This window comes from Mesorhizobium sp. M0816 (genome assembly GCF_040320005.1).
In the GTDB taxonomy this organism is placed as follows: domain Bacteria; phylum Pseudomonadota; class Alphaproteobacteria; order Rhizobiales; family Rhizobiaceae; genus Mesorhizobium.
This window is the reverse complement of record NZ_JAMYOT010000012.1, coordinates 117564-140617: the sequence shown is the minus strand read 5'-3', so window position 1 is coordinate 140617 and position 23054 is coordinate 117564. Positions and strand designations below refer to the sequence as shown.

The following is a 23054-nucleotide window of genomic DNA, read 5'->3' as shown; positions in this document are numbered from 1 at the left end:
CCATGACAACGCTGTTCGGTACCCCTGACATTGCAACCGGGATGAAGGAGAGCGCCAGTCGCGTGCGGCTGTTCGACGGACCTCTCGACTTGAGTTGGCGTCATTGTGCCACGACCGCGGACTTCATCGCCGATCTTTTCGCGTTGCGCTTCCGCTCGTCCCGCAATGACTACATGGAAGTGCGGCACAGTATCGGATATCTGGTCAACGAACTCATCGAAAATGCGGTCAAGTTTCGCGCACCGGGTGAGATCTTGATCGAGGCGTCGATGGATTCGGAATGCTTCAAGCTCAAGGTGTCGAATGACCTCGATGGTGAAGATGCGTCCGAGTTCCAAAGTCTCCTGGAGGACATCACGGTTGGCGACCCCATGGACCTGCTGATACAGCGAATTGAAGCCAATGCCGCGAACCCCGACGTAGGAGGCTCCGGACTTGGATTGCTGACGTTGATGAGCGACTACGGCGCGCGCCTGGCTTGGATATTCAGCGCCGCCGACGAAAGCGATCGGATTTGCGTGGAGACATATGCCTCCATTCCGATCTCGCAAATTCACAATTAGAGGAAACGAAGCCAGGCTATGGAAATCAAGACAGACGACTACCGCGTATGGACTGAAGGAAGCGAAATTTTCTTCGACGGTGCAATGCGGCTTGCCAGTTCCGAGGCCGGTGCGCCTATCTCGGCGTTGGCGACCAGTGTTCTTGCCTGTAATCCCGCTTCCATTACGCTCAATCTTAAGGATCTTCACTTTCTAAACTCTTCCGGCATCAACCTGCTCGCGAAATTTACCATCGAGGTGCGCAAGCATCCCGATGTTCGACTCGTCGTGCGTGGAACGCCAGACATACCCTGGCAATCGAAATCATTGCCGAATCTGAAGAAGCTGCACCCCGCTGTGGTGCTTTTGATGGACTGACGAAGGTCGTCCGAAATTAGCCAAAGGACGGCGTGCAAGAGCGCTGCAAGAGCGAGATATGTACGCCCGGATAAGTATTCGGATGCGAGGCTAACGACAATTTGGCCACGTGCGCAGATGCTCGCAATGGCTTGGGGGCTGGCACAGGCGGCAGGCGTCCGGGTTGGGGGGATGTCGGGCCGCCTGTGCCGATCAGCCGTCGTTGCTCAGTCAGAAGTGTGGCGTCGTGCAGTCGCGGTCCACGACCGTGAGATAGATCGTGTCGCTCGACGGCGCGGGCGACTTCGGCAGTGGCACGCGCTTGCCGGGATCAAGCAACTTCGCGAGCGTCCTCGCAAAGCCCTTGTCGAGCAGCCCCGCGACCGGCTCACGCATGTAGGCAGGAATCCGCGATGTGCGTGTCCGTACGCCGAATGCAAGCCGCGCGGCTTCGAACGCGAGATGCAGCCGCTCCGAAGTTCGGTAGCAAGCCGCGGGGATCGTTCTCAACGGCAATGGCCTTTTCCTGCAAGAGCTTGCGGGCGGTCAGCAGCGCCCGGCGCTTCTGGCTCGTCAGGGTTTTCACATGCACCGGGCGAAACAGGTTGACTCGCATCATCTGCGCATCTGCGCAATGCCGCGGGCATCATTGCGGTCGGTTTGTTCACCTGGGCCTTAAGGAAATGCCTTGGTGTGGCGGGTCTCGATGCAGATCACCGGCAGGCCGGCCCTGGCCGGCCTTCGAACAACCACTGCGACAAGGGCCCGGCTTCAAGCCCAACCCGCTCAACCCACCAGCTGGGCTCCTTGAGCACCCGTGCCAGATCCTCGGATGGCTCGCCACCTTTATCTCGCGGCAAATCTGGCCTGTTTCGTCGACAGTGCAAATGGCGTCTCTTTCACTGACACATCCAATCCCGCATAATGATTCATGCTGCGCTCCTCCCTTCTGATGCTGGTTGCTGCCCATGCAGACCACGTTTATCATCAGCTTGAAGCGCAGCACCTTCGATCAACGCCAAGAGCGAGACCGTAAAGACCAACGGCATGTTCAAAGCCGCCTATCAGTCACGCCGCGCGCTGATGCCGATCGACGGCTTCTTTGAATGGAAGGACATCTTCCGGCACGGGCAAGAACAAACAGCCCTATGCCATCGCGATGAAGTCGGGCGAGCCGTTCGCCCTTGGCGGCGCTCTGGGAGGCGCGACCCCGCTACCGGCGACAACATCCGCACCTTCACTCTGCTGACCTGTGAGCCGAATCCGCTCATGGCGACGATCCACATCCGTATGCCGGTGATTCTGACGCCCGAAGACTACATGACCTGGCTGACGACCCCGACCCGGAACATTCAAGCCGTTTCCAGAAGAGCTGATGACCATGTGGAAGATTTATTTTCTCTCGTGTTACGTGTGAGCATGCTTCTGAATCCGGTTCTTTGGCCATTATGAGGGGCACAGACAGGCAGGCAAAAGCATAATCGCAACGTGACAACCGGCGGTTCAATCTGAGGAGAGAAAATACAAAACGACATGATCGCCCTTTCCACCCAATTCGATGCCATCCGCCCGGAAAGCGGACGATAGTCAAGGTCGTCGGCACCGACGGCACCAGCGCATTCTCGCCGAAACTTGTGCTCGTCACAGATGTCGACGGGACGCACGTCCAGGCTTTGGACTACGTCAAGAACAAGCGGCCGAGGCTACGAAGTAGCCGACCCCAAGCACAGCAGTAGCTATCAACCACCTGCCTGTGTGCTTGTCCGTAGACGCCATTGCGGCTTTGGTGCCTGCCAGTGACTCTCTTTTTCGAGATTCATGCTCCTGCTGCCCGCCCCGCGCCATCGCCCAACGGAAAATCAAAGCGTTTCGGGATTGGCTGTCTGCTGAGATGGATCCAAACGACGGCCCTTATGGCAAGACTGAAATGCGCCCAAGAAGAGCCACCAGTTCCGCCTGACGTTTCGTTTCGGTCTTGGCGAACAGCGAGGCAAGCTGGGAGCGGATCGTGGTGCGGCTGAGGCGCCAACTGCGGGCGATCTCCAGCGGCGCATCGCCCTGAGCCAAGCGCAACGCCAAGTGCGTCTCCGCGCTCGTCAAGCCAAACATCTTTTGCAGTGTCTGAGGATTTGGCCCCGACCTGTTCTCGCGATCCAGTAACGCCACAATGCTCGTTCCGTCAGGAGCGACAAACCCGTTCTCGTTCAATATCACCGGCCTGTCGCCGTTGCTGCGGATCACCACCCACGATAATGAGCCCGGCAGGAAATGGGCCGGAACATTCGCGAGCAGCCGCCTCAAAGCCACCGAAAGACCGCTGGCCGTATCGGCCACTTCTCCCTGGCGCTCCAGCGTGGTTTGAGCGGCTGCGTTCCATTCGAGCACTTTCCTCTCGCGGTTCAGCACGAGATAGCCGCAGCCGATGCGATCAAGCATGCCGGTTATGGATTCCAGGCTGCGTGCTCTTGGCTCCCCGACCCCTGCGCCCGATGCAGGATCTGGAGGAAAAACATAAGAGGGCCGCGTCGTATGCGCCTCATGGTTATACTTGCTCGTTGTCGCAATGTATCGGCTACCCGAAGCAGGATCACTATGTCTATCCATCAGAGTCATTTTATACCCCTACCCAATAAAGCTACTCGTGATCTGCAGAAAGTCTTCAAGTGATAGTATCCGTCCGCAATAACCTAACTCGACATACTGATGATTACACTGTTAAGATTCCCAGAATTTGCGCCGCAATCGCGAGATTTATACCGTCCAGAGATCATCAACTGGTTGTAATCTTCCCGTTTGTGTTCCGGCATATGAAAGCCACGCCGAATTCCGCCGCCTCCGTCGGGGTTCGAGTGCAACCGAGTTTACTAGCGCTGACTCTTAAACTCGCGAGTGAGCATCCGATCTTGGTCGCAATATCTTTCAACGGTTCGTTATTAAGGTGTCCATGAAGAATTACCTTGCGACGGGCTTCACTTTTGAGCTTTGCGTTCATTTCGGGGGCTCCTCAACTACGCGTTCACAACACCCGATTCTATACGAATCAAATTGAAGATTGTCGTTAGCTTCACATCCAGAAACGTATCTCGGAGTGCATTTTTTAAGATTTCTTCATGCCGCCAAGCTGCCGATAATATTGCTGCTCACCTGTTTCCAACACCACACAGCCCTCCCACGAAAGGGCAAGATTAATAACGAGCGAGATGGCGAGAAAGAAAGGTGGCATAGGGGTGGTCGCCCGCCTCCCTTCGGATTTATTCTTTACCCGCTCCGCGCATCGCATCATGGGACTACCCGGCCTGGCAGCCGGAATTCAAACCTGGGGAATTCACCGGCGCCCGGCGTGCCGACAATGACAACACTCGTTTCCGCGGCGGCATGCGTGCGGTGCACTGGCCGGCCAAAGAAGATCCAGCCGCAGCGCTTGCCGTGCTGCAAGAGATCCGCGACACCACCGGCCAAACGCGTACGGAAGGCGCGCAGGGTTATCTTAACCCGCGAGACGCCAATCCCGACGACGCCGAGACGCATGACGTGCCAGGCGACGAGGTGACGTCTGAAACTATGGTGGAGCCGGCACAGGATGGGCTCGACGAAGTGTGGCCGGAGGTTCTGCATCAGATACGGCCGTCAGAGCGTGACATATGCCGGGGCGTTGGGCTGGATTGAAGGGCCGCGCACGGGATGGAGCGAGCCGCTAGGGTCAACGCGGTGGGCACCGGCTCAGCCTTTCAACCGTCTCAACTATGGCCTTCGCAAGCGGGCATCAAGGTCCGCGTGAAGCACCTCCGGGACGAGGAAGACCTTCGGCACGCCTCGCTGCAGGATTTTTGGGATGAAGACTAGAACGCCGTTTGTGTCTCCAAGACGCGACAACGCAAAGTTCACCGGCCCGGCCAAGCGCCGACTATTTGACAAGCGCGCAAATGGCGTATGCTGTCAGCGTCCAAGCTGTTGGGGACGTAGCGGCTACATGCGCTTGTGCTACCCACCCTGGAGCTGGGGAAGTAACCGGCAAGCTCCTAGAAATTAGAGCATTTGAATTTGACGCGCTGGCACCGCCACCTATGACGACTTTTGGCTTGGGACACCAAGCCTGTGCGGATTTGTCTGGGCTTGTATCACTCGCGCTTGAATACTGGGTGATTTCCCAACCGCCGACGCCGTCCTTCCCCGCCGGACCCTCAGCCCCCATTGCACCTTTAGGTCCCTGCTTGCCGGGAAGACCTTGTGGACCGACAGGCCCTTGGGGCCCTGGGGGGCCTGCCGTTGTGCAACCTGCAAGAAGGGCGACGCATGCTAGAGTGATAATAATTCTCATGACCACCTCCCCGGTTTCCCGGTGAGTTGACGACAAAAAACATTCGCCAAATCAACCGAATGTACCACCACGCGATTGTCGTGGATAGGAACGCGATCGGCGGCTAACGGAACGTCGCATATGCGCCGTGACGACGGGCAGCCAGGAATCGTACGTAGAGTGTTGACGCGCCTTCCTTGCGGCCTTTTTCAAGGTTATCGGGTCATCGTCCAGTATGTCTTCTCGGTTTCGCCTCATGTGAAACCCTTGCACAATTCCCAGGCGCTCGCCCGGTCTTTGCCGACGGAGACGCAGCGCGAAGCTCAGGAAGCCTTGGAGAAGCAGGTTGCGCAACTGAAACGCGAGATCAACAAGATCAATCGGACGCTCGCAGAGCGCGCTGAAGAGGTGGTCCAGGAATTGTTGCCCTGGTTTGGGACGAGTTGCCGGCCGTCGAGCTCGACCGGGGAAAACGGGCTGCCGCTGGGGAGGGCACCGGCGCCGCGCTCGCCGCCGGCATGGTCAAGGCCGCTGGGCTCATCCATTCAGGCATGCTCGCAGCGCTGCCAGCATGACGCCGCCCACCGACCTGACGGGATGCTGATCCCGTTGCGCGGAGCACCTTCGACGCTCGCCGTTATGGCGCTGCACAGCGATGATCAATGCCGCAGCACTGCCTTTCCGCTGCTGGCCTTCGCCGTCGAGATCGGGAATCTGAGCCGATCGTGGCCCAGCGTCAAGGGCAGACCGCGGCTCGCAACATGCTGGGATCCTATGAGCCGTTCGTCGCCGTGCCGTTCTTCTGGAGCCAGCATTACGACGTGCCGATCAATTACATCGGCCATGCCGAAGATTGGGACGAGATAGAAATCGACGGCGATATCAAAGCGAGGGATTGCCTATTGCGGTACAAGAAGGATGGCCGAGTAATGGCTGTCGCCTCAATATTCCGTGATGCCGAGAACCTTCGCGCCGAGCTCGCGATGGAGCGTTATGAGGTCCCCTAACTGCCCGATGTCAAATCGGGTTGCACCCATTCGCGTCGTTTTGCAGCAGCTCGGCCTAGGGCGTACCAATACCAACGTATAATTGACGCTCCCACCCCGGGGCACTCAAGCTTGGGCGAATGGAAGCGAGGGTATGGAGACTGGCATTGGTCCGCATCGGACATGCTTCTCGACGATTTGGTGACGATGGCTGCAGACCTTCATGCAAGACGGCAGCATTTGATGGGATGCGACACATGGACGTCGGAAGATCGCTGGATGGACGTCGGAAGATCGCTGGATGTCGGAACAGGCAACGCCGTTAATTTCGATTGTGGATGACGACGTGTCGGTGCGAGAGGCTACGGAGGCTCTAATGCGGTCCTTGGGATTTAGGGCGCAGTCATTCCCGTCCGCCAGCGCTTTCCTCTCGTCCTCTGCCATCAAGAATACGTCTTGCTTGATCGCCGACATCAACATGCCGAAGATCACTGGAGTGGAGTTGTATCGTCGTCTGGTTGGCTCGGGCTATGCCATTCCAACGATTCTCATTACGGCCTACCCAGATGACGAGACGCGCGTGCGAAGCCCGGGGGACGGCGTCGTTTGCTATCTGACAAAGCCGTTTGACGATGAAGTCCTATTGGGGTGTCTCCGCGTCGCCTTGGGCACAGCGGAGGAAGAACAACACGACTGAGCCAGCCGCCGATCTGGCCAACAGGAGACTTAAGGGTATCGGCGCCGCATTCCCTGTGGCAAGTTGTCCAGGCCGCTGACTAAGGACAACGAGCAAAGCAGGCTGGCTGGGAGGATCAGCCGCGGGAAACCCAGAAATTGAGCACCTATTCCGGTTTCAACGGCTCTGAAAAGCATCTTCCCCTCGAAGTGCTATGGGAGGACGGTGAGCGCGTCTTCTGCAGAACGTGCTACGCCGACGAGGGCAGCCAGCAACACCCACGGCATTCTGCGCAAGCGGGGTCGGAGCCGGCAGCCTCTCGCAGCGGCGATATTCTCGCACATGAATACGGACTAAAGGACTACCTCGACAGCGCTTGGGCATTGCGCCCTCTGAAGCTCCTCCACAAGTCGGGTCGCACTGCGCTGACGCTCGAATTCCCCGGCGGCGAGCCGCTTGATCGCGCCCTTGGGGTACCGATGGAAGTCGGCAAGTTTCTGGGCCTCGCCATCGCAACTTCGGTCGCGCTTCGCGGCCTGCACGAGCACGGCCTTATTCATAAGGACATCAAGCCGTCGAACATCGTCGTCGATCTCACAATCGGTAAAGCCTGGCTGACGGGTTTTGGAATCGCCTCTCGGCTGCGACGCGAACGTCAGTCGCCTGAGCCCCCCGAGTTCATCGCCGGCACACTCGCCTACATGGCGCCAGAGCAGACCGGACGCATGAACCGTTCAATCGACTCTCGGAGCGACATCTATTCGCTTGGCATTGTGCTCTACGAAGCGCTCACGGGAAGCCTCCCATTTGCCGCGACCGACCCGATGGGATGGGTGCACTGTCACCTCGCGCGCACGCCGGCGTCGCCAAACGAGCGCGGAATCGCGACCCCCAATCAGATCTCCGCAATTCTGATGAAGCTGCTCGCCAAAGTCCCCGAGGAACGCTACCAGACGGCAGCGGGCCTCGAGAGTGATTTTCGGCGGTGCCTGGTCGAGTGGGAGGCGCGGCGTGCCATCGCCGCCTTTCCACTTGGCGAACGCGACACATCCGATCAGCTCGTCGTCCCGGAAAAACTCTATGGTCGCGAAACCGAGGTAGAAACTCTGCTCAGGTCCTTCGATCGGATTGCGAGGGAGGGAACCTCGGAGCTGTTGCTCGTTTCCGGCTATGCCGGCATCGGCAAGTCTTCCGTGATCAACGAATTGCACAAGATCCTGGTCTTGCCGCGCGGCCTCTTTGCCACGGGCAAATTCGACCAGTACAAGCGCGATATCCCCTACGCGACCTTGGCGCAGGCCCTCCAGAGCCTGATACGCCCGCTTCTGAGCAAACCGGAAGCGGAATTGGCGACGTGGCGCGATCAGTTTCACCAGACATTGGGATCGAACGGAGCGCTGGTGATCGATCTCGTCCCCGAACTGAAATTCATCATAGGAGAGCAGCCGCCGGTCCCCGACCTTCCGCCGTACGAAGCCAAGGCCCGCTTCCAGGTGGTGTTTCGCCAATTCATCAACGTGTTCGCACGGCCTGAGCATCCACTGGCTCTGTTCCTCGACGATCTGCAGTGGCTCGATCTTGCAACACTGGATCTGATCGAAGATCTCCTCACCCAGTCCGACGTGCGCCACTTGATGTTGATCGGTGCGTACCGTGACAATGAGGTCGGCCGCGACCACCCGCTGATGCGCAAGCTCGAGTCGATCCGAAAATGCGGTGCCAGCGTGCGGGAGATCGATCTTGGGCCCCTTGCGAGCAAAGACTGGGCCCGGTTGGTCGCAGATGCGCTGCGCTGCAAAGCAAAGGCGGCCGCACCCCTTGCGGCGCTGATCTATGAGAAGACGGCGGGAAACCCGTTCTTTGCGATACAATTCATCTACGCCCTAGTCGAAGAGGACCTGCTCGCCTTCTCTCGTGACAAAAGCGCGTGGCGCTGGGATCTCGATCGGATCGCAGCAAAGGGCCATACCGACAACGTGGTCGACCTGATGGTCGCGCGGCTGAGCAGGCTTCCGACCGAGACTCAACGCGCGCTCCAAGGCTTGGCCTGCGTCGGAAACAGCGCCGATGCCGCGACGCTGCGCACAGTTCTCGAGCACGAAGTCATCGCCGATCTATGGGAGGCACTTCGTGTCGAGCTTATCGTTCACTCGAACGGCTCCTACAAGTTCGTGCACGACCGGGTTCACGAAGCCGCCTATTCCTTGATCCCGGAAGCGTCCCGCGCGGAAGCGCATCTCGGAATTGGCAGGAGGCTCGCGGCGAGGATGCCGGTGGAGCGGCGCGAGGAGGCGATCTTCGAGATCGTCAATCAGCTCAACCGCGGCGCGGCTCTCATCACGTCGATCAATGAACGCGAGCAACTGGCGGAGTTCAACCTGATCGCCGGCAAGCGGGCACAGACGTCAACCGCGTACGCCTCCGCTCTCAATTATCTGGAGATCGGCGCGGCATTGCTCACCGATGACTGCTGGCAGCGGCGCCACGATCTGGTCTTCTCAATCGAGCTGGCGCGGGCCCAATGCGAATTTGTTTCTGGAGCCGTCGACCAAGCTGAGAAGCGACTGAGCGCGCTGTCAGGCCGCGCCACGACGACGATCGAGCAAGCCACCGTCGCATGCTTGCGGGTGGATTTGTACATGTCGATCGACCGAAGCGACTATGCGGTGAGCGTCGGTCTGGAGGCGCTTCGGAAAGTAGTCGGCATCGAGTGGTCCCCACGTCCGACCGAGGAAGAGGCCTTTAGCGAATACCAAGGCATCTGGGTTCTGCTCGGTGATCGCACGATCGAGCAGCTGACTGATGCGCCTTTGATGACGGACCCGATTTCCCTGGCAACTCTCGATCTGCTCGTCAGGGTCGCCGTCCCTGCTTTCTTTGTATCGTCCCATCTGTTTGCCGTGGCGGTCTGCAGGGCCGTCAGCCTCAGCCTTCAACATGGCAACAGCGATGCGTCGTGTATTGCCTACGAATTGTTTGCGATGCTGGCCGGACCCCATTTCGGAAACTACGACGCCGGATACAGGATTGGCCGACTTGGCTGCGAGCTCGTCGAACGACCTGAACTGCAGCGCTTTCAGGCGAGAACGTATGAGACCTTCGGGTTCGTCATACCCTGGACGCACCATGTCCGCGCCGGGCGAGATCTGCTGACCCGGTCTTTCGAGATCGCAAGTCGAACCGGCGATATCACCTATTCCGGCTATGCCTGCGGCCAGATCACGACCAACTTCCTGTTGGCGGGCGATCCTCTGGTCGAGGCACAGAAAGAAGCCGAAATCGGCCTGGAGTTTGCGGTCAGAGTCCGGTTCGGACTGATCGTCGGCTGGATCACCGGCCAGCTTCGCCTGATACGAATGCTGCGCGGCTTGACCGACACGTTCGGCTCGTTCGATGAGGCGGGATTCAATGAACTCGCTTTCGAAGGTGACTTGGCGCGCAATCCCGCCCTGGCGCTGCCCGAGTGCTGGTACTGGATCCGCAAGCTGCAGGCGCGCTATCTGTCAGGCGACTATCAGGGCGCGCTCAATGCGTCGACCAGAGCGGAGCCGATGCTTTGGGCATCGCTGTCTCTGTTGGAGACGGTCGAGTACCACTTCTATGATGCGCTCAGTCACGCCGCAGCCTGCGATCTCGGGATGGCGGAGGCGCGGGAAGCACATCTCGAGAAGCTGGCGGCGCACCACCGGAAATTCGAGGTATGGGCGCGGAACGGTCCCGAGAACTTCGAAAATCGCCTCGCCTTGCTGCGTGCTGAGATGGCGCGAATCGAAGGCCGCGAACTCGATGCGGAGCGGCACTATGAACGCGCCATCGAATCGGCACACGCAGGCGGCTTTGTGCACAACGAAGCGCTGGCGAGCGAGCTTGCCGCGCGCTTCTACGCGGCACGCGGCTTTCAGAAGATCGGCGACCTGTACCTGCGGGACGCCAGGCGCGGCTACCAGCGGTGGGGGGCAGACGGGAAGGTCCGGCAGCTTGAGCACTTGTATCCGAGGCTCAGAGAAGAATCGACATCCTCCGACGCCGTGAGCACGAGTACGATCCTCGCCCCGGTCGAGCGGCTCGACCTTGCGACCGTGATCAAGGTGTCGCAGGCGGTTTCCGGCGAGCTCGTGCTCGAGAAGCTGCTGGACACGCTCATGCGTACGGCACTCGAATACGCGGGCGCGACACGCGGTCTGCTGATCGTGTCCCGGGACGATGAGTACCGAATCGAAGCGGAAGCGACGACCAGCAGTGACGCGGTGAAGGTCGAACTCCGCCAGGTGCGGGTGACCGGCGAAGACCTGCCGGAGTCGGTATTTCACTATGTCTTGCGAACCAAGGATACCGTGCTGCTGAACGATGCGTCCGCCGCGAACCTGTTGGCGCAGGACGCGTATATTCGCAAGCATCGAGTTCGCTCCATACTTTGCATCCCGCTGTTGAAACAGACCGGGCTGCTGGGCGTCCTCTACCTGGAAAACAACCTGGCGCAACAAGCATTCACGCCCGCGGCGGTGGCTATTCTGAAGCTGCTGGTTTCCGAGGCCGCGATCGCACTCGAGAACACCCAGCTTTACCGCGATCTTCAGGAGCGGGAGGCGAAGATTCGCCGGCTGGTGGATTCCAACATCATCGGCATCTTCTTCTGGGATGTGGACGGCCGGATCATTGACGCCAATGAGGCATTCCTCCGCATCGTCGGCCATGATCGTCAAGACTTAGCCGCCGGCCGGTTGAGCTGGAAAGAGTTGACGCCCCTGGAATGGCTTGCGGGTGACGAAAGACGGCTGGCCGGAGTCCTGGCGACGGGCGCCGTCGAACCTTACGAGAAGGAATTTTTCACAAAAGCCGGAGCGCGCGTGCCGGTGCTGATTGGTGCCGCCATCCTGGATGGACCAAGAAACGAAGGCGTAGCATTCGTTCTCGACCTGACGGAGCGGACGCGGGCGGAAGAAGCGGCGCGCGAGAGCGATCGGCGATACCACGAAATCCAGCTGGACCTCGTCCATGCGAACCGGGTCGCGACCCTCGGGCATCTCTCGGCGTCCGTCGCCCACGAGGTCAACCAGCCGATCACCGGCATCGTCATCAACGCTCAAACCGCTCTACGCATGCTCGACCGTCCGTCGCCGGATGTGGGCGAGATTCGGAAGGCCTTGACGCGCGTGGTGCGGGACGGGCATCGGACCGGTGAGGTGGTGAGCCGGATCCGCGCTCTCGCCAAGAAGACCCCGCCGCAGAAGGAAGAATTGGACATCAACGAGGCGATCCTGGAAGTCACCGCCCTGACTCAGGGCGCGGTGGCGAGGAACGAAGTCAGCGTACAGACGCAATTGGCCGGAGATCTTCCTCCGGTCAACGGAGACCGGATTCAGCTCCAACAGGTGGTCCTCAATCTGATCTTGAACGCCGTAGACGCAATGAAAACAACCGCCCTAGGGTCAAGGGAAATCCTGATCAGTACGACGAATGCCGAATCGACCGACGTACTCGTGGCGGTGCGTGATTCCGGCATTGGCGTTGAGGATTCCGATCACGAGCGCATATTCGACGCGTTCTACAGCAACAAGCCCGATGGTTTGGGCCTGGGGCTCTCGATCTGCCGCTCGATCATCGAAGCCCACGGCGGGAAATTGTGGGTGACCTCGGAAGCAGGCCAGGGGGCAACCTTCCAGTTCACACTGCCGACCAGCCAACCGCCATCTGCCGCTGACGCGGCCTGATGCTACGACGGCTCAGTCCAGATCGCGGTTGTTTTCCAAGGCTGCCAGCCAGCGCCAGAGCGTGCCACGACCGCGGCGCGAGCCCGCGATGACGGCCGCGACAATGATGATGCCCTGGACCATCAACTGCTCCGGCGCGCCGAAGCCGGCAAGAAGGAGTACATTGCTCAGCATGCCGATCAGCAGCGACGCGGTCACCGCCCCAACGACGCTGCCTCTGCCGCCGGACAACGAGCAGCCGCCGATGACGGCGGCGGCGATGACCGGCAGCAGATCGGCCGAGCCGAGCGTGAAATCCCCGGCCGCGTACTGGCCGTCATAGAGCACGCCGGCAAGTGCCCCGGCCGCGCCACTTGCAACCATGACACCGACCTTTATGCGCTCCGTGCGGATGCCGGAGTAGCGCGCTGCGCCGGCATTGGCCCCGGTGGCGAGCACCCGCCTGCCGAGACCGGTGTAGGACAGGATCACGCTGCCGACCACCAGTACCCCGAACGACCAGAAGGCGAGGATCGGGACCGAGCCGACCGATCCCGAACCGAACCAGAACAGAAACCGATCGTCAGAGATCGAGATCGTGTTGGTGTGCGTCACAATCTGGGCCAGACCTTGCATGACCCCCATCGAGCCGAGCGTCACCACGAACGACGGTATGCCGAAGAAAACCGTGGCCAGGCCATTCACCAGTCCCACCAAGGCCCCAAACGAAATCGCCACGGCGACGGCGAGCAGGAAGTGGAGGTGCAGCGACAACAGGACCGCGGCGATCAGCGCCGAGACCGGAACGATCGAGGCGATGGACAGATCGATCTCGGCGGCGCACAGCACATAAACCGTCGCGACGGTCATCACGATGGTGGTCGTGGAGATGCGGACGATCGCGAGCAGATTGGCCATCGTCAAAAATGCGGTATCGCGCAGTATCACCGAGAAGATCGCCAAAACGACCAGCGTCGCCCCGACCAGAATGGCCGGGCTCTGGCCGCGGGAGGCGCTCCACAACGCCCAGCCCAAGCGCCGGCCAGCCCGAAGCAACAGTTTCTTCTCGCGCGTGTCCGGCTGGCTCACTGGCGCGCTCTGTCCGGCTCTGCGTGGATCGCCGCCGAGAGGTAGTGTTCGCTGAACGCATGCTTGTCTTCGCTGGTGAAGGTGGCCCGGATGATCCCGTCCCGCAGGATCACGATGCGGTCGGAGATGGACGTGGTTTCCAGCAGGTCGGACGAGACCCACAGCACGGTCGCGCCCGCATCCGCCAAGCCGCGGACCCGCGTGATGATTTCGCGCGCCGCGGCGATATCCACGCCGAAGGTCGGCTCGTCGAACAGCAAGACCTGCGACCCGGCGGTCAAGGCTTTCGCCAGAACGACTTTTTGCTGATTGCCACCCGACAATTCCTGGACCGGCTGATGCATGCTGCTTACCCGGATCCCGAGTGTGTCGATCATCTGCCGCACCTGCCGGCGGCCTTCAGCACGCTTCAGGAATCCCAACGTGTCGATCAGACGTTTCAGCGCGACGAGGATGATGTTCTCGGCAACTGACTCGAGCAAGACGAGCCCGTGTGCCGCGCGATCCTGCGGAACGAGAAAGACACCGTGCGCAATCGCGTCGGCAGGAGAGTGGGGCCGGTACGGCCTGCCGAACAGGCGAAGCGCGCCGTCACTGGCGCGCAGGTCGCCGAAGAGAGCCCGCAGCAGGGTGGTGCGACCACTGCCCGCAGGCCCGACGATGCCGAGAACCTCGCCGGCGAAGGCCTCGACCGAAATGTCGCGCAGCTTTGTCCCGACGCGCAGATTGCGGACGGTCAGGGTCGGGACCTGGCTCGACCCGTGACGCGCCGGCGCGCGTCGGCGCGCATGCGCCTCCGGCAAGGAACGTCGCCCGAGCATCGCGGAGACGAGCGCAGCCATGTCCACCGACTTCGTCGCGCAGGACAGGACGACCTTTCCTTCACGCAGGCAGGTCACTTCGTCGCTGACAGCGAACACCTCCGAGAGGTGGTGCGTGATCAGCGCGATACCCGTTCCTCGGGCGGCGATGGCGCGCAAGACCGCGAACAGCCTTTCGATCTCATCGCTGCCCAGGGGCGCCGTCGGCTCGTCGAGCACCAGAACCCGGTTGCCAAGGCGCAGCGCCTTGGCGATCTCGATCAACTCCTGCTCAATCGTGCTCATATCCGACACCCACAGTCGAAGGGTGGACGGCCGGATGCCGAGCTGCTCGAGCATGTCCTGGATCTCGGTCCGCTGACGTCGCAGGTCGACACCGCCCAAGGCATTCTGGCGCTCGGCGTTGAGAAAGATGTTATCGATGCCCGTCATCGTCGCGATGAGGCTGCGTTCCTGCATCACCATCCCGAGCCCCAACGCGCGCGCTTCCGCAGGACGGGAATAGGTCAAGCTTCGACCGCCGATGCGCACTTCACCCGCGGTCGGCCTCTCGGCGCCCAGCGCGATCTTCATCAGGGTGGATTTGCCCGCGCCGTTGTGGCCGACAATTGCATGGATACTGCCGCGCCGGACCTTGAGGTTCACATCCTCCAGAACCCAATTCCGATCGAAGCGCTTGCCGACATGCGCCATTTCGAGAGCGCATGCGTGTTCGTCAGCCTCGGACACCGGGCTCGTTCCCTCGCAACGCTCTTGGCCAACTCATCTTGGCTCGGAAAAGCGGGCATTTCACTGGCAGGCTGTATCCGGGCATTTCATCTCCGGTCCGTGCATGAAATCCCAGGCAGCACTCATGTCGGAATTCGAAAAAACGGGGAAGGTCGGAACCAGAACATACTGGTAGTTGCTTTTGCCGATCGACGAAAGCGCGGCCGTCAGCGCCATCACCCGTCCGGCGTCGTACACATCCTGGGCCATGTCCACGACGATAGGACCATTGTGTCTGAGTTGGTAGATCCCATCGCCGCCCAGGTCCATGGTCACGATCTTGATCTTATCTTCGAGATGCAAGGCCCGGATTGCCGCAGCCTCGCCGAGTGCGGGCGGATCTTCCCAAGGGGCGAACAAGAGATTCACGTTCGGGTGCTGAGTCAGGAAAGCGGTCGTGAAAGCCTGCGGCGAGCTAAAGTTCGTGAAGCCGGACGCGGGATTCGATGGGTCCGGCTCGCCGTTGGTCACGATCTTGATGTTGGGGTATTTCTTCAATCCGTCGAGAAACCCATGCTCGCGCGCCTGAACCGGCGGCGAGTCGTTGATCCAGTGGATATAGCCGAGCTCGGCGCCGTTTGGATACTGCTGGTGGACGGCATCAGCGAGTTGCAATCCGAGCCCGTAGAAATCGTAGCTGACCAGGGATTTGATCGGACCGTTCTGCCCGATCTCGAGTTTAGGCGATGCGACAGCCCATAGGCTGATGACAATGCCTTGATCCACGGCGGGCTTCAAAATCGCCCCGAGCTGCGCCGGGTTTGCGACGCCACCGGTGAGCAGAATGTTCGGCCGCAACGGCAGAATGGCGGCGAGCACGCCGCTCAATCCGTTGGGATTGAAGGCGTAGTTTCCAATCCGTAGCAGCCTGATGCCCAGGGCATCAAATACAATCTTGGCGCCGCTTTGCATGGCCAGGTTGTATGGCGCGCTTGCCCAATCGATGTAGACCGCCGTCAGGTGCTGATCGCAAATCCGCTTGGCATCTTCAGGCGTCACCCTGACCTGGTCGTACCAGGTTACCGGTAGGTCCTTGGGCGCCCCCAGCATCGTCGCAGGCGTGTGGAAGCCTTGCTGCAGCAACGCTTCGATCATCGCCGGGCCGCCGATGGCACTTGGAACCGGTCTCGGATCGAGCGCCGCGGCATTGTACGTCCCGCACGGCGCCAGATTGGGGTCCACGGCCACGATCGAATTCTGGGCTGAGACGCCCGCAGGTAAAATCGTCGTCCCGAGAACGACCAACAGGATCGACCGGAATGTACGCAACTCGATATTGACGTGCTTTCTCTCTGTGCGTTCCATGCCCTTGATCCGCCCCATACACCAGTCTGAATTCTAATTCAGAATCGATCTTGACACCAGATTAGGCGACCTAGCATTCGACAGGAGCCTGGACCTGAGCTTCAACTGTATTCGTTCCCATTTTGTGCCAACGGACCATTCCGAGAACGAAGTGGATTTCCACACTTGGCAGCTCATCAGGGGCGTCGTGCTCGCGACCCTGCTCGGTGTCGGAACCGAGCATACCGTCGGTAGCGACCAAAGCGATCTTGTTCGGGCGCCTCAGCAATCGGCTCAGCAGAGTAGGAACGAAGCCGGCCAGCGGTTAGTTGAGAAGAATTTCAATATCCAACCCACGCTCACCATTCGGCCCGGCTGGCCACTCCGCGTGATCGTCGAGAAGGACCTCGTGCTCCAGCCCTACCGGCGTTGTATGAGGTCATCCCGGCCGACCGGGGTAAGCTTCGGCACGCCGAAGAAGATGCCTCGCGTACTAATGGTTCAAATTGCGCTTCAATATTGTGCCTCGGAGACCTCAGCCAAATGTGTGATGCCGTGACGCTCAGACTACAGTTAGAGGCCTCCAAGAACTCCATAAAAGCCCTTTCCTCAAGGGATAACCGGTTCCCTGGGTCGATCCCGACTGGCGCGTAACCCCAGCCTGCCAGTTATCGGCATAGGCTCCATATGTTGTCGTTAGCGGCCGTGGCTATCCGTACGGCAGCCGTGCCGCGGTGTATGTTCCGCGCCTATGCCAGCGCGCCAGCTCGATGGCGCAATGGTTCGGCTCTACAATCCGTGACATAAGCGGACAGAACCAGCATTCAGGCGACCGCTCGGCTATGCGAGCGCACAACGTTTGGCCTCGCGCGCCGCCTGACACGCGGTTCAAGGTCCGCGAAAGGTTGCCAAAGATGGTCATTGGCTCCTCCACGGAATTGCTGACGACGCGCGATCGTGATTTGAGATGAAGGCGAGCAGGTCGGCGTTGATCTGATCCTGGTGCGTGGCTGTGATGCCGCGAGGCGCGCCAGGGTAGTAGATGTCCTTGGCGCCCTTGATCAGCTTCGCCGACTTCCGCGCCGAATCCTTGACCGGGACGATCTGACCGTCTTCCCCGTGCAGAACCAGCGTCGGGACATCGAATTTCTTCAGATCCTGGGAAAAGTCCGTCCCGGAGAATGCCTTGACGCTTTCGCAGGCGTTGAGCAGGCCGGCCTGCATGCTCCTGAGCCAGAACCCGTCGAGCGTGCCCTGCGAGACGTTCGTGCCCCCCCGGTTGGCGCCGCAAAATGCGACGGCCAGATCCTTGTAATATTGCGACCAGTCCTTGACGAGGCCGGCCCGAATGCCGTCGAACACCTCGATCTGCAGTCCTTCCGGATTGGCCTCGGTCTTGAGCATGATCGGCGGGACAACCTTGGCGACCCGTTTGGTCCCGTGCCGTCCGATATAGCAAGCGACCTCGCCTCCTCCGGTCGAATGTCCGACCAACGTGGCGTCCTGAAGGTCCAGCGCCTCAATCACGGCTGCGAGATCGTCGGCATAGCCGTCCATCTCGTTGTCGTACGAGGCTTGGCTGGACCTGCCATGGCCGCGTCGGTCGTGCGCAACCACCCGGAAACCGTTCTGTGCGAGGAGGAGCATTTGGCCGTCCCAGGCGGTCCCGTGGACCAGCACGATGGTCGGCTTGATGTTGCCGGTCTGCGCCGACGCCAAGGTCTCCGGGCTCATCGCCCCAGCCAGGGCCGCTGCTTTGATTAGTTTGCCCATGGCGAGTCCCTTTCGGAAGATCGACGTCACCGTCGAAGTATGGATTCACCGTGATCAGACCCGCGCTGCCCGCAAAATCCATTTGGACGCAGGTATCGCCGATACTTTTGTACCGATGAGGACGGCGTGGGTGCGCCCGCCCTTGGCGCTGTCCTGCCGCAAGCGCCTCAGGCATCAGCCCCGAGGTCACGTGGCGGAGCCTCGGCGTTGCGGTGAGATGCGCTTGACGCGGGAGCGTACCAAGGTATCGGCGATACCAACGTCCAATAGAGCCGACCGGCACTTACTGGCCTCATGGATTGATGCTGTCTCGACGCGAGCAGCTTTGACCAGGTTATGAGGAGGTACAGATGTCACCAATATCTTCGGTGTCCACCCGCCGGGAAGTCCTCGCGGCATCCGCCGCAGGCGCCATTGCAATGATTACCTCGGTGAGTCTCGCCGGGGCCATTTCGACGAGTGGCGGATCTGCCGCCATCCGCCCGTTCCGTATCCACGTTGCGGAAGCGGATCTCGTCGACCTCAAGCAGCGTCTCAAAGCCACGCGCTGGCCCGAGCGCGAGACGGTGAACGACACCACCCAAGGCGTTCGGCTCGCGACGATGCGGGCGCTCGCGCATTATTGGCAGACCGAATACGACTGGCGCAAATGCGAGGCCTACCTGAACGGCTTGCCGCAGTTCGTTACCGAGATCGACGGGCTGGATATCCACTTCATCCACATTCGCTCGAAGCATGCGAACGCGCTGCCGGCCATCGTCACCCATGGATGGCCCGGCTCGATCATCGAGCAGTTGAAGATCATCGGTCCCCTGACCGATCCGACGGTCCACGGGGGCAGCGCCGCCGACGCCTTTGACCTTGTCATCCCCTCGCTGCCGGGACACGGCTTCTCAGGGAAGCCGACGGCGGCCGGCTGGGATCCAATCCGGATCGCGCGAGCCTGGGGCGAACTGATGACGCGCCTGGGGTACACGCGATATGTGGCGCAGGGCGGCGATTGGGGGAATGCCGTCACCGAGCAGATGGCGCTGCAGACGCTGCCGGGCCTGATCGGCATCCACACGAATATGCCGGCCACCTTGCCGGATAAGGTCTCGAGTGCGCTCGCGGCGGGCGGCCCTGCGCCCTCCGGTCTGTCGGCCGACGAACGCTATGCCTGGGATCAACTCGACTTCTTTTGGAAGCATGGGTTGGCCTACGCCCAGGAGATGGCGAATCGGCCGCAGACGCTGTACGCGCTGGCCGATTCACCTATCGGCCTCGCAGCCTGGATGCTCGACCACGATGCACGCAGCTACGACCTGATCGCCCGTGTCTTTGACGGAAAGTCCGAGGGTCTGTCCAAGGAAGACGTCGTCGACAACATCGCGCTCTACTGGCTGACCAACACTGCGGTCTCGTCGGCGCGCCTCTACTGGGAAAGCAAGCTGCCCTTCTTCGCGCCGAAAGGCGTGCCGCTCCCCACCGCCGTGAGTGCGTTCCCGGACGAGATCTACACGGCTCCGCGGAGCTGGACCGAGAAGGCCTATCCCAAGCTGATCCACTACAACCGGCTCCCGAAAGGCGGTCATTTCGCGGCCTGGGAACAGCCGCAGGTTTTCACCAACGAGCTCAGGGCCGCGTTCAGGTCGCTGCATAGCGCCTGACCCCTGCCAGTGCAGACCTGCCCGCGCCCCCAGCTCAGGGCGGGTCTGCACGCCCGCACGCCCGCCGTAGGTGGGCTGCCGCTTCTCCTTCATGATGTCATCGTCGATGATCGTCACGCGCGGACGCTTTATTTTTGAAATCTCCGGCGAAAATCGGGGCCTTGCCTCCGCCCAACGACCGACGTTAACGGAAAAAACCCTTAGACCGATACCAAGGTGCTATGGATTTTCGGGATGGGAGCGGGCACCGTCCATTGCTGCGACATTAAACCCCACGGGCTTGGAGGGAGTTAGGTGGCTACGTCAGCGCAGCCTATGCTGCTTGAGGGCGCTCGACTGGATCGAGTGCCTAGCGTGTGTGTATCCTCATGCCATCAATAAAGAATCGCTTCGACCGCGACCATCGAGTGGTTCAGATGGCCGGTCTATGTCGTCATGGTCACCCTGGTAACCATTGGGATACTGACGGGATCAACGTCATATCAGCGCAGCGCCTTGACGAGTTGAAGCTTCGCACGCTCCCGGCGCCGACCCATGCGTCGGTGAGGTCGGCATCCTTGATGCAAAATCCTTTCTTCGCGCCGGCTCAAGAGTCTCTTCAAAGATTGTTTCAACGCCGCACCGATAAAAAGCGCTCTCGCAGCGAACTGCAAGCTGATCATGAAGCCCGAGGTTCTCCTTTCTGAGAACAAATGGCTTCAGCGCTGCCTCAGCGGGTTTGATCTGATTATGGCCGAGGAACTCTTTGGCCCGTTCTATACGACCAAAAGCAATGAAATGGGCATAGGTCTTTCTGTCAGCAAGACTATAATCGAGAATCATCAGGGCCGCGTTTGGGCCGAGGGTAACGACGGCCCAGGCTCTAAGGCCTGCTTTCTCCGTTCCCTCCCTGATTGTGGGGTATCGGCCAACAATTTTGATCATGCCCCGCCAAAGTTTCGCGGATAGTACTGGAAATGCATAATGATACGACGAGCATATATCGCTGTAATCGACGATGATGAGTCCATTCGCGAGTCGCTTCCGGACCTAATCAGCATGTTCGGCCATGAAGCCGAGGCATTCTCCTCGGCAGAAGAATTCCTGGCTTCGAAACTGATCGATCAAGCCAAATGCTTGGTCCTTGACATCGCAATGCCTGGTATGTCCGGGATCGAACTTCAACGCGAGCTGGCGCAACAGGGTCGGCAGATTCCGATCGTTTTCATTACAGCCCATGGAGATGAACAGGTCTGTGGGCGTCTGCGTCAGAGTGGGACAATCGAATGTCTCCTAAAACCGTTCACGGATACTGCGTTGCTTGATGCCTTCAAAGCTGTTCTCCGCTGACGGGTTGCGATCCTCGACCGCTGACGAACGGACTCTGCCTGACATAGAACCGTAGGAGTCGGTCCGCATCCCGCGAAATGCCGATCCTGATGCTGCCCGATTTCGCCGGGTTCGTGGTCATCGCATGCGAGCCATAGAGGGCCTTCCCGGCAAAGATCGAGCCCGTCGGCGAACGATCAATCCGCAAGGCCGTGGCGAGCCGTCCCGGTACTCGCACCAGATCGCGCAAGCGCTCGATGCCGCGATTGAGCCGCATGATCGGGATGCCTTCGAGCGGCTCGAGCGCCCGGATCAGGACGCCGGTTCCGATCCCTTGCATCTCGCTCGAGACATTCAGCATGGTGGACATGTCGTAGGCGAGATAGACATAGGCGTGGCCGCGCTCGAGAAACAGCGAACGATTGCGCGGGGTCATCCCCCGGTAGCCATGTCCGGCGGCGTCGCCGACAACATAGGCCTCGGTCTCGACAATGCGGCCGCTGGCGACGCCTTCCGGCAATTCCAGCACCACCACCTTGCCAATGAGATAGCGGGCGAGAGCGGCCGTATCGTTCGGCAGCTCCGAGCGGGCGATTGGGCGGCGGATGACCATCCTTATGGCGGCCAGGTTTCAGGGTATCCGCTCGACCCATTGCGCGCGCGAAAGCCCCGGCTCGAACGGATCGGCGAAATACTGGGTCTCGCGGGCCACCTTGCCATCGAGGAACTCCATGATGCTCACGGTGTGGGAGGGCAGCCCGTCATAGGCCAGGACATATTCGGTGACCCAGAGGTCGCCGGCGCCGATGATCCGCCGCACCGTGAAGCGCTTTCGGTTCGGCTGTGCGGCGCGAGACGACTGAATCTTCCGCCGCCCGCGGATACGCTCGCCCGATTGCGGATAGTCGAGCACCGCGTCCTCCCGATAAATCTGGTGCTCCTCTCGAAATCATTCGCATCGGAGGCAGCCCAGTGGCGATCCAGAGCCGCTCGTATCTCCCGGTCTTCCATATTAAATCTTCTAACCTCCCCAGGCCAAAACCTCGTACAGCGACTAAAGCTCGTCACCTTGCCAGCCCGGTCTCGCGCACCGACAATCTTCGAATTCATTCCTGTTCGCGAAGTGTTTGAGCGCGCGTCTTTCCGTAAGGATAGAAAAGCTCCTTACGACCCGTCTGCCACGCAGCCCTGAGTTCCGGCGTGGTGATGTCCCAGTCCGGCCGGCATTTCATGGTCACCGCTCGCATGTCCTGCCGCAGTTCCTCCACGGTGGGTCGCTCGAAAAACCAATACCCATTGTAGACCTTGTAGACGATAAGGCCCGGCTCCATGACGATAACGTAAGGGATCATGGGGTTGTGCGCGGGATCCGTGTACTCGGCGATATCGAGGTCCTGCTGCACAACGCGCCGCGGGTCCGAGAGAAAAGGCCAATGGGCGCCCACGCCAGAACGATACTCGTTCGTCTCCAGAAGATTGTCTGTCGTAATGGTGACAAGCCGGCAATAACCCACTTCCATTTCACGATGGAGCTGGGCAAGCCCTTCAGCCTGCCGGCGGTCCCTGGGACAATACCCACCCCTACCGAGAACGAGGACCAGGGGATCCCCTCCCTGCAACTCGGAAAGCGTTCGCCGCGCGGCTGTATGATCCGAGAGCTCATAGTTCGGAAAAACAGACCCGGGAACAATATCGGACCGCATAATAGCCCTCACTGATTGCAAGTCATAAAACTCAAGCCGGTAACCTGATCGGCAGAGCTATACAAATGCAGGAGGGGTCTTAAATCTATTTATACGATGGTGTTGCCAATA

19 protein-coding genes and 4 pseudogenes are annotated in these 23054 nt (G+C 60.2%); 11 read left to right on the top strand and 12 right to left on the bottom strand.

Annotated elements, in window-relative coordinates:
• The first annotated feature begins 2 nt into the window (after window positions 1-2).
• Together NKI17_RS20240 and NKI17_RS20235 are read left to right on the top strand one after the other, a co-directional pair.
• Entirely contained in the window at window positions 3-563 is a 561-nt protein-coding gene (locus NKI17_RS20240) for a slr1658 superfamily regulator (RefSeq protein ID WP_352906717.1), read from the top strand.
• An 18-nt stretch (window positions 564-581) separates the two neighbouring features.
• Window positions 582-920 carry a slr1659 superfamily regulator gene (locus NKI17_RS20235; protein ID WP_352450368.1) on the top strand — a complete coding sequence of 113 codons (339 nt, stop codon included), beginning with the start codon at window positions 582-584 and terminating at the stop codon, window positions 918-920.
• Window positions 921-1130: 210 nt separating this feature from the next.
• On the opposite strand, the gene NKI17_RS37030 is transcribed toward NKI17_RS20235, so the two are convergent.
• Window positions 1131-1295, bottom strand: a complete 165-nt coding sequence (locus NKI17_RS37030; protein WP_352852068.1) for a hypothetical protein — start codon at window positions 1293-1295, stop codon at window positions 1131-1133.
• A gap of 76 nt (window positions 1296-1371) precedes the next feature.
• Window positions 1372-1832: pseudogene (locus NKI17_RS20225) on the bottom strand (IS110 family transposase); the annotation flags it as partial.
• A 114-nt stretch (window positions 1833-1946) separates the two neighbouring features.
• On the opposite strand from NKI17_RS20225, the gene NKI17_RS20220 reads away from it, so the two are divergent.
• On the top strand, window positions 1947-2351 hold the full coding sequence (locus NKI17_RS20220) for an SOS response-associated peptidase family protein (RefSeq protein ID WP_352906716.1): 405 nt from the start codon (window positions 1947-1949) through the stop codon (window positions 2349-2351).
• Between the two features lie 459 nt (window positions 2352-2810).
• Here the strand turns inward: NKI17_RS20220 and NKI17_RS20215 are convergent, their stop codons facing one another.
• Entirely contained in the window at window positions 2811-3335 is a 525-nt protein-coding gene (locus tag NKI17_RS20215; protein ID WP_352779582.1) for a helix-turn-helix transcriptional regulator, read from the bottom strand.
• Between the two features lie 939 nt (window positions 3336-4274).
• Between NKI17_RS20215 and NKI17_RS20210 the strand changes: the two genes are divergently transcribed.
• Window positions 4275-4565 carry a hypothetical protein gene (locus tag NKI17_RS20210; RefSeq protein WP_352906715.1) on the top strand — a complete coding sequence of 97 codons (291 nt, stop codon included), beginning with the start codon at window positions 4275-4277 and terminating at the stop codon, window positions 4563-4565.
• 954 nt (window positions 4566-5519) lie between these two features.
• On the opposite strand, the pseudogene NKI17_RS37025 reads toward NKI17_RS20210, so the two are convergent.
• Window positions 5520-5654: pseudogene (locus NKI17_RS37025) on the bottom strand (hypothetical protein); the annotation flags it as partial.
• A 264-nt stretch (window positions 5655-5918) separates the two neighbouring features.
• On the opposite strand from NKI17_RS37025, the pseudogene NKI17_RS20200 reads away from it, so the two are divergent.
• From NKI17_RS20200 to NKI17_RS20190, 3 genes and pseudogenes are all read left to right on the top strand, one after another.
• Window positions 5919-6203 (top strand): annotated as a pseudogene (locus tag NKI17_RS20200) (oxidoreductase C-terminal domain-containing protein); the annotation flags it as partial.
• A 280-nt stretch (window positions 6204-6483) separates the two neighbouring features.
• Entirely contained in the window at window positions 6484-6879 is a 396-nt protein-coding gene (locus NKI17_RS20195; RefSeq protein WP_352906713.1) for a response regulator transcription factor, read from the top strand.
• Window positions 6880-7016: 137 nt separating this feature from the next.
• The gene (locus tag NKI17_RS20190) at window positions 7017-12569 is read left to right on the top strand and encodes a trifunctional serine/threonine-protein kinase/ATP-binding protein/sensor histidine kinase (protein ID WP_352906712.1); all 5553 of its coding nucleotides are present in this window, start codon (window positions 7017-7019) and stop codon (window positions 12567-12569) included.
• 12 nt (window positions 12570-12581) lie between these two features.
• On the opposite strand, the gene NKI17_RS20185 is transcribed toward NKI17_RS20190, so the two are convergent.
• From NKI17_RS20185 to NKI17_RS20175, 3 genes are read right to left on the bottom strand one after another with little or no spacing between them, the layout of a single operon-like run.
• The gene (locus NKI17_RS20185) at window positions 12582-13637 is read right to left on the bottom strand and encodes an ABC transporter permease (protein WP_352906711.1); all 1056 of its coding nucleotides are present in this window, start codon (window positions 13635-13637) and stop codon (window positions 12582-12584) included.
• Window positions 13634-15187 carry a sugar ABC transporter ATP-binding protein gene (locus NKI17_RS20180; protein ID WP_352906710.1) on the bottom strand — a complete coding sequence of 518 codons (1554 nt, stop codon included), beginning with the start codon at window positions 15185-15187 and terminating at the stop codon, window positions 13634-13636. Before NKI17_RS20180 ends, NKI17_RS20185 begins: the two co-directional genes overlap by 4 nt.
• Window positions 15188-15247: 60 nt before the next feature.
• Complete coding sequence (locus NKI17_RS20175; protein WP_352906709.1) at window positions 15248-16531, bottom strand: substrate-binding domain-containing protein; 1284 nt, start codon at window positions 16529-16531, stop codon at window positions 15248-15250.
• A 124-nt stretch (window positions 16532-16655) separates the two neighbouring features.
• Between NKI17_RS20175 and NKI17_RS20170 the strand changes: the two genes are divergently transcribed.
• Window positions 16656-17069 carry a TrbI/VirB10 family protein gene (locus NKI17_RS20170; RefSeq protein WP_352906708.1) on the top strand — a complete coding sequence of 138 codons (414 nt, stop codon included), beginning with the start codon at window positions 16656-16658 and terminating at the stop codon, window positions 17067-17069.
• Window positions 17070-17428: 359 nt separating this feature from the next.
• On the opposite strand, the gene NKI17_RS20165 is transcribed toward NKI17_RS20170, so the two are convergent.
• Window positions 17429-18283: an alpha/beta fold hydrolase gene (locus NKI17_RS20165; RefSeq protein WP_352906707.1), complete on the bottom strand. Its 855-nt coding sequence runs from the start codon at window positions 18281-18283 to the stop codon at window positions 17429-17431.
• 419 nt (window positions 18284-18702) lie between these two features.
• Here NKI17_RS20165 and NKI17_RS20160 point away from each other — a divergent pair, with 419 nt between their 5' ends.
• Window positions 18703-19932, top strand: a complete 1230-nt coding sequence (locus NKI17_RS20160; RefSeq protein ID WP_502894559.1) for an epoxide hydrolase family protein — start codon at window positions 18703-18705, stop codon at window positions 19930-19932.
• Window positions 19933-20409: 477 nt separating this feature from the next.
• On the opposite strand, the gene NKI17_RS20155 is transcribed toward NKI17_RS20160, so the two are convergent.
• The gene (locus NKI17_RS20155; protein ID WP_352906748.1) at window positions 20410-20754 is read right to left on the bottom strand and encodes a hypothetical protein; all 345 of its coding nucleotides are present in this window, start codon (window positions 20752-20754) and stop codon (window positions 20410-20412) included.
• On the opposite strand from NKI17_RS20155, the gene NKI17_RS20150 reads away from it, so the two are divergent.
• The gene (locus NKI17_RS20150) at window positions 20662-20880 is read left to right on the top strand and encodes an ATP-binding protein (RefSeq protein ID WP_352906742.1); all 219 of its coding nucleotides are present in this window, start codon (window positions 20662-20664) and stop codon (window positions 20878-20880) included. The two genes, NKI17_RS20155 and NKI17_RS20150, sit on opposite strands and share 93 nt — an antisense overlap.
• A gap of 15 nt (window positions 20881-20895) precedes the next feature.
• Entirely contained in the window at window positions 20896-21261 is a 366-nt protein-coding gene (locus tag NKI17_RS20145; RefSeq protein WP_352906705.1) for a response regulator transcription factor, read from the top strand.
• Here the strand turns inward: NKI17_RS20145 and NKI17_RS20140 are convergent.
• The 3 genes and pseudogenes from NKI17_RS20140 to NKI17_RS20130 all read right to left on the bottom strand — a co-directional run bounded on the left by NKI17_RS20140 (window position 21242) and on the right by NKI17_RS20130 (window position 22943).
• Window positions 21242-21853: a DNA-3-methyladenine glycosylase gene (locus NKI17_RS20140; protein WP_352906704.1), complete on the bottom strand. Its 612-nt coding sequence runs from the start codon at window positions 21851-21853 to the stop codon at window positions 21242-21244. The two genes, NKI17_RS20145 and NKI17_RS20140, sit on opposite strands and share 20 nt — an antisense overlap.
• Before the next feature lie 18 nt (window positions 21854-21871).
• Window positions 21872-22251, bottom strand: a pseudogene (locus NKI17_RS20135) (nuclear transport factor 2 family protein).
• Window positions 22252-22346: 95 nt separating this feature from the next.
• A complete protein-coding gene (locus NKI17_RS20130) occupies window positions 22347-22943 on the bottom strand; it encodes a redoxin domain-containing protein (protein ID WP_352906703.1) in 597 nt (198 codons plus the stop codon).
• Between the last annotated feature and the right edge of the window lie 111 nt (window positions 22944-23054).

Bases quoted from the DNA above. Each gene is read 5' to 3' on its own strand.
- NKI17_RS20220 (WP_352906716.1), top strand. From the start codon at position 1,947: ATGTTCAAAGCCGCCTATCAGTCACGCCGCGCGCTGATGCCGATCGAC.
- NKI17_RS20215 (WP_352779582.1), bottom strand. From the start codon at position 3,335: ATGCTTGATCGCATCGGCTGCGGCTATCTCGTGCTGAACCGCGAGAGG.
- NKI17_RS37030 (WP_352852068.1), bottom strand. From the start codon at position 1,295: ATGCGTGAGCCGGTCGCGGGGCTGCTCGACAAGGGCTTTGCGAGGACG.
- NKI17_RS20235 (WP_352450368.1), top strand. From the start codon at position 582: ATGGAAATCAAGACAGACGACTACCGCGTATGGACTGAAGGAAGCGAA.
- NKI17_RS20140 (WP_352906704.1), bottom strand. From the start codon at position 21,853: ATGGTCATCCGCCGCCCAATCGCCCGCTCGGAGCTGCCGAACGATACG.
- NKI17_RS20165 (WP_352906707.1), bottom strand. From the start codon at position 18,283: ATGGGCAAACTAATCAAAGCAGCGGCCCTGGCTGGGGCGATGAGCCCG.
- NKI17_RS20240 (WP_352906717.1), top strand. From the start codon at position 3: ATGACAACGCTGTTCGGTACCCCTGACATTGCAACCGGGATGAAGGAG.
- NKI17_RS20175 (WP_352906709.1), bottom strand. From the start codon at position 16,531: ATGGAACGCACAGAGAGAAAGCACGTCAATATCGAGTTGCGTACATTC.
- NKI17_RS20130 (WP_352906703.1), bottom strand. From the start codon at position 22,943: ATGCGGTCCGATATTGTTCCCGGGTCTGTTTTTCCGAACTATGAGCTC.
- NKI17_RS20150 (WP_352906742.1), top strand. From the start codon at position 20,662: ATGGCCGAGGAACTCTTTGGCCCGTTCTATACGACCAAAAGCAATGAA.
- NKI17_RS20160 (WP_502894559.1), top strand. From the start codon at position 18,703: ATGATTACCTCGGTGAGTCTCGCCGGGGCCATTTCGACGAGTGGCGGA.
- NKI17_RS20155 (WP_352906748.1), bottom strand. From the start codon at position 20,754: ATGATTCTCGATTATAGTCTTGCTGACAGAAAGACCTATGCCCATTTC.
- NKI17_RS20210 (WP_352906715.1), top strand. From the start codon at position 4,275: ATGCGTGCGGTGCACTGGCCGGCCAAAGAAGATCCAGCCGCAGCGCTT.
- NKI17_RS20195 (WP_352906713.1), top strand. From the start codon at position 6,484: ATGTCGGAACAGGCAACGCCGTTAATTTCGATTGTGGATGACGACGTG.
- NKI17_RS20145 (WP_352906705.1), top strand. From the start codon at position 20,896: ATGATACGACGAGCATATATCGCTGTAATCGACGATGATGAGTCCATT.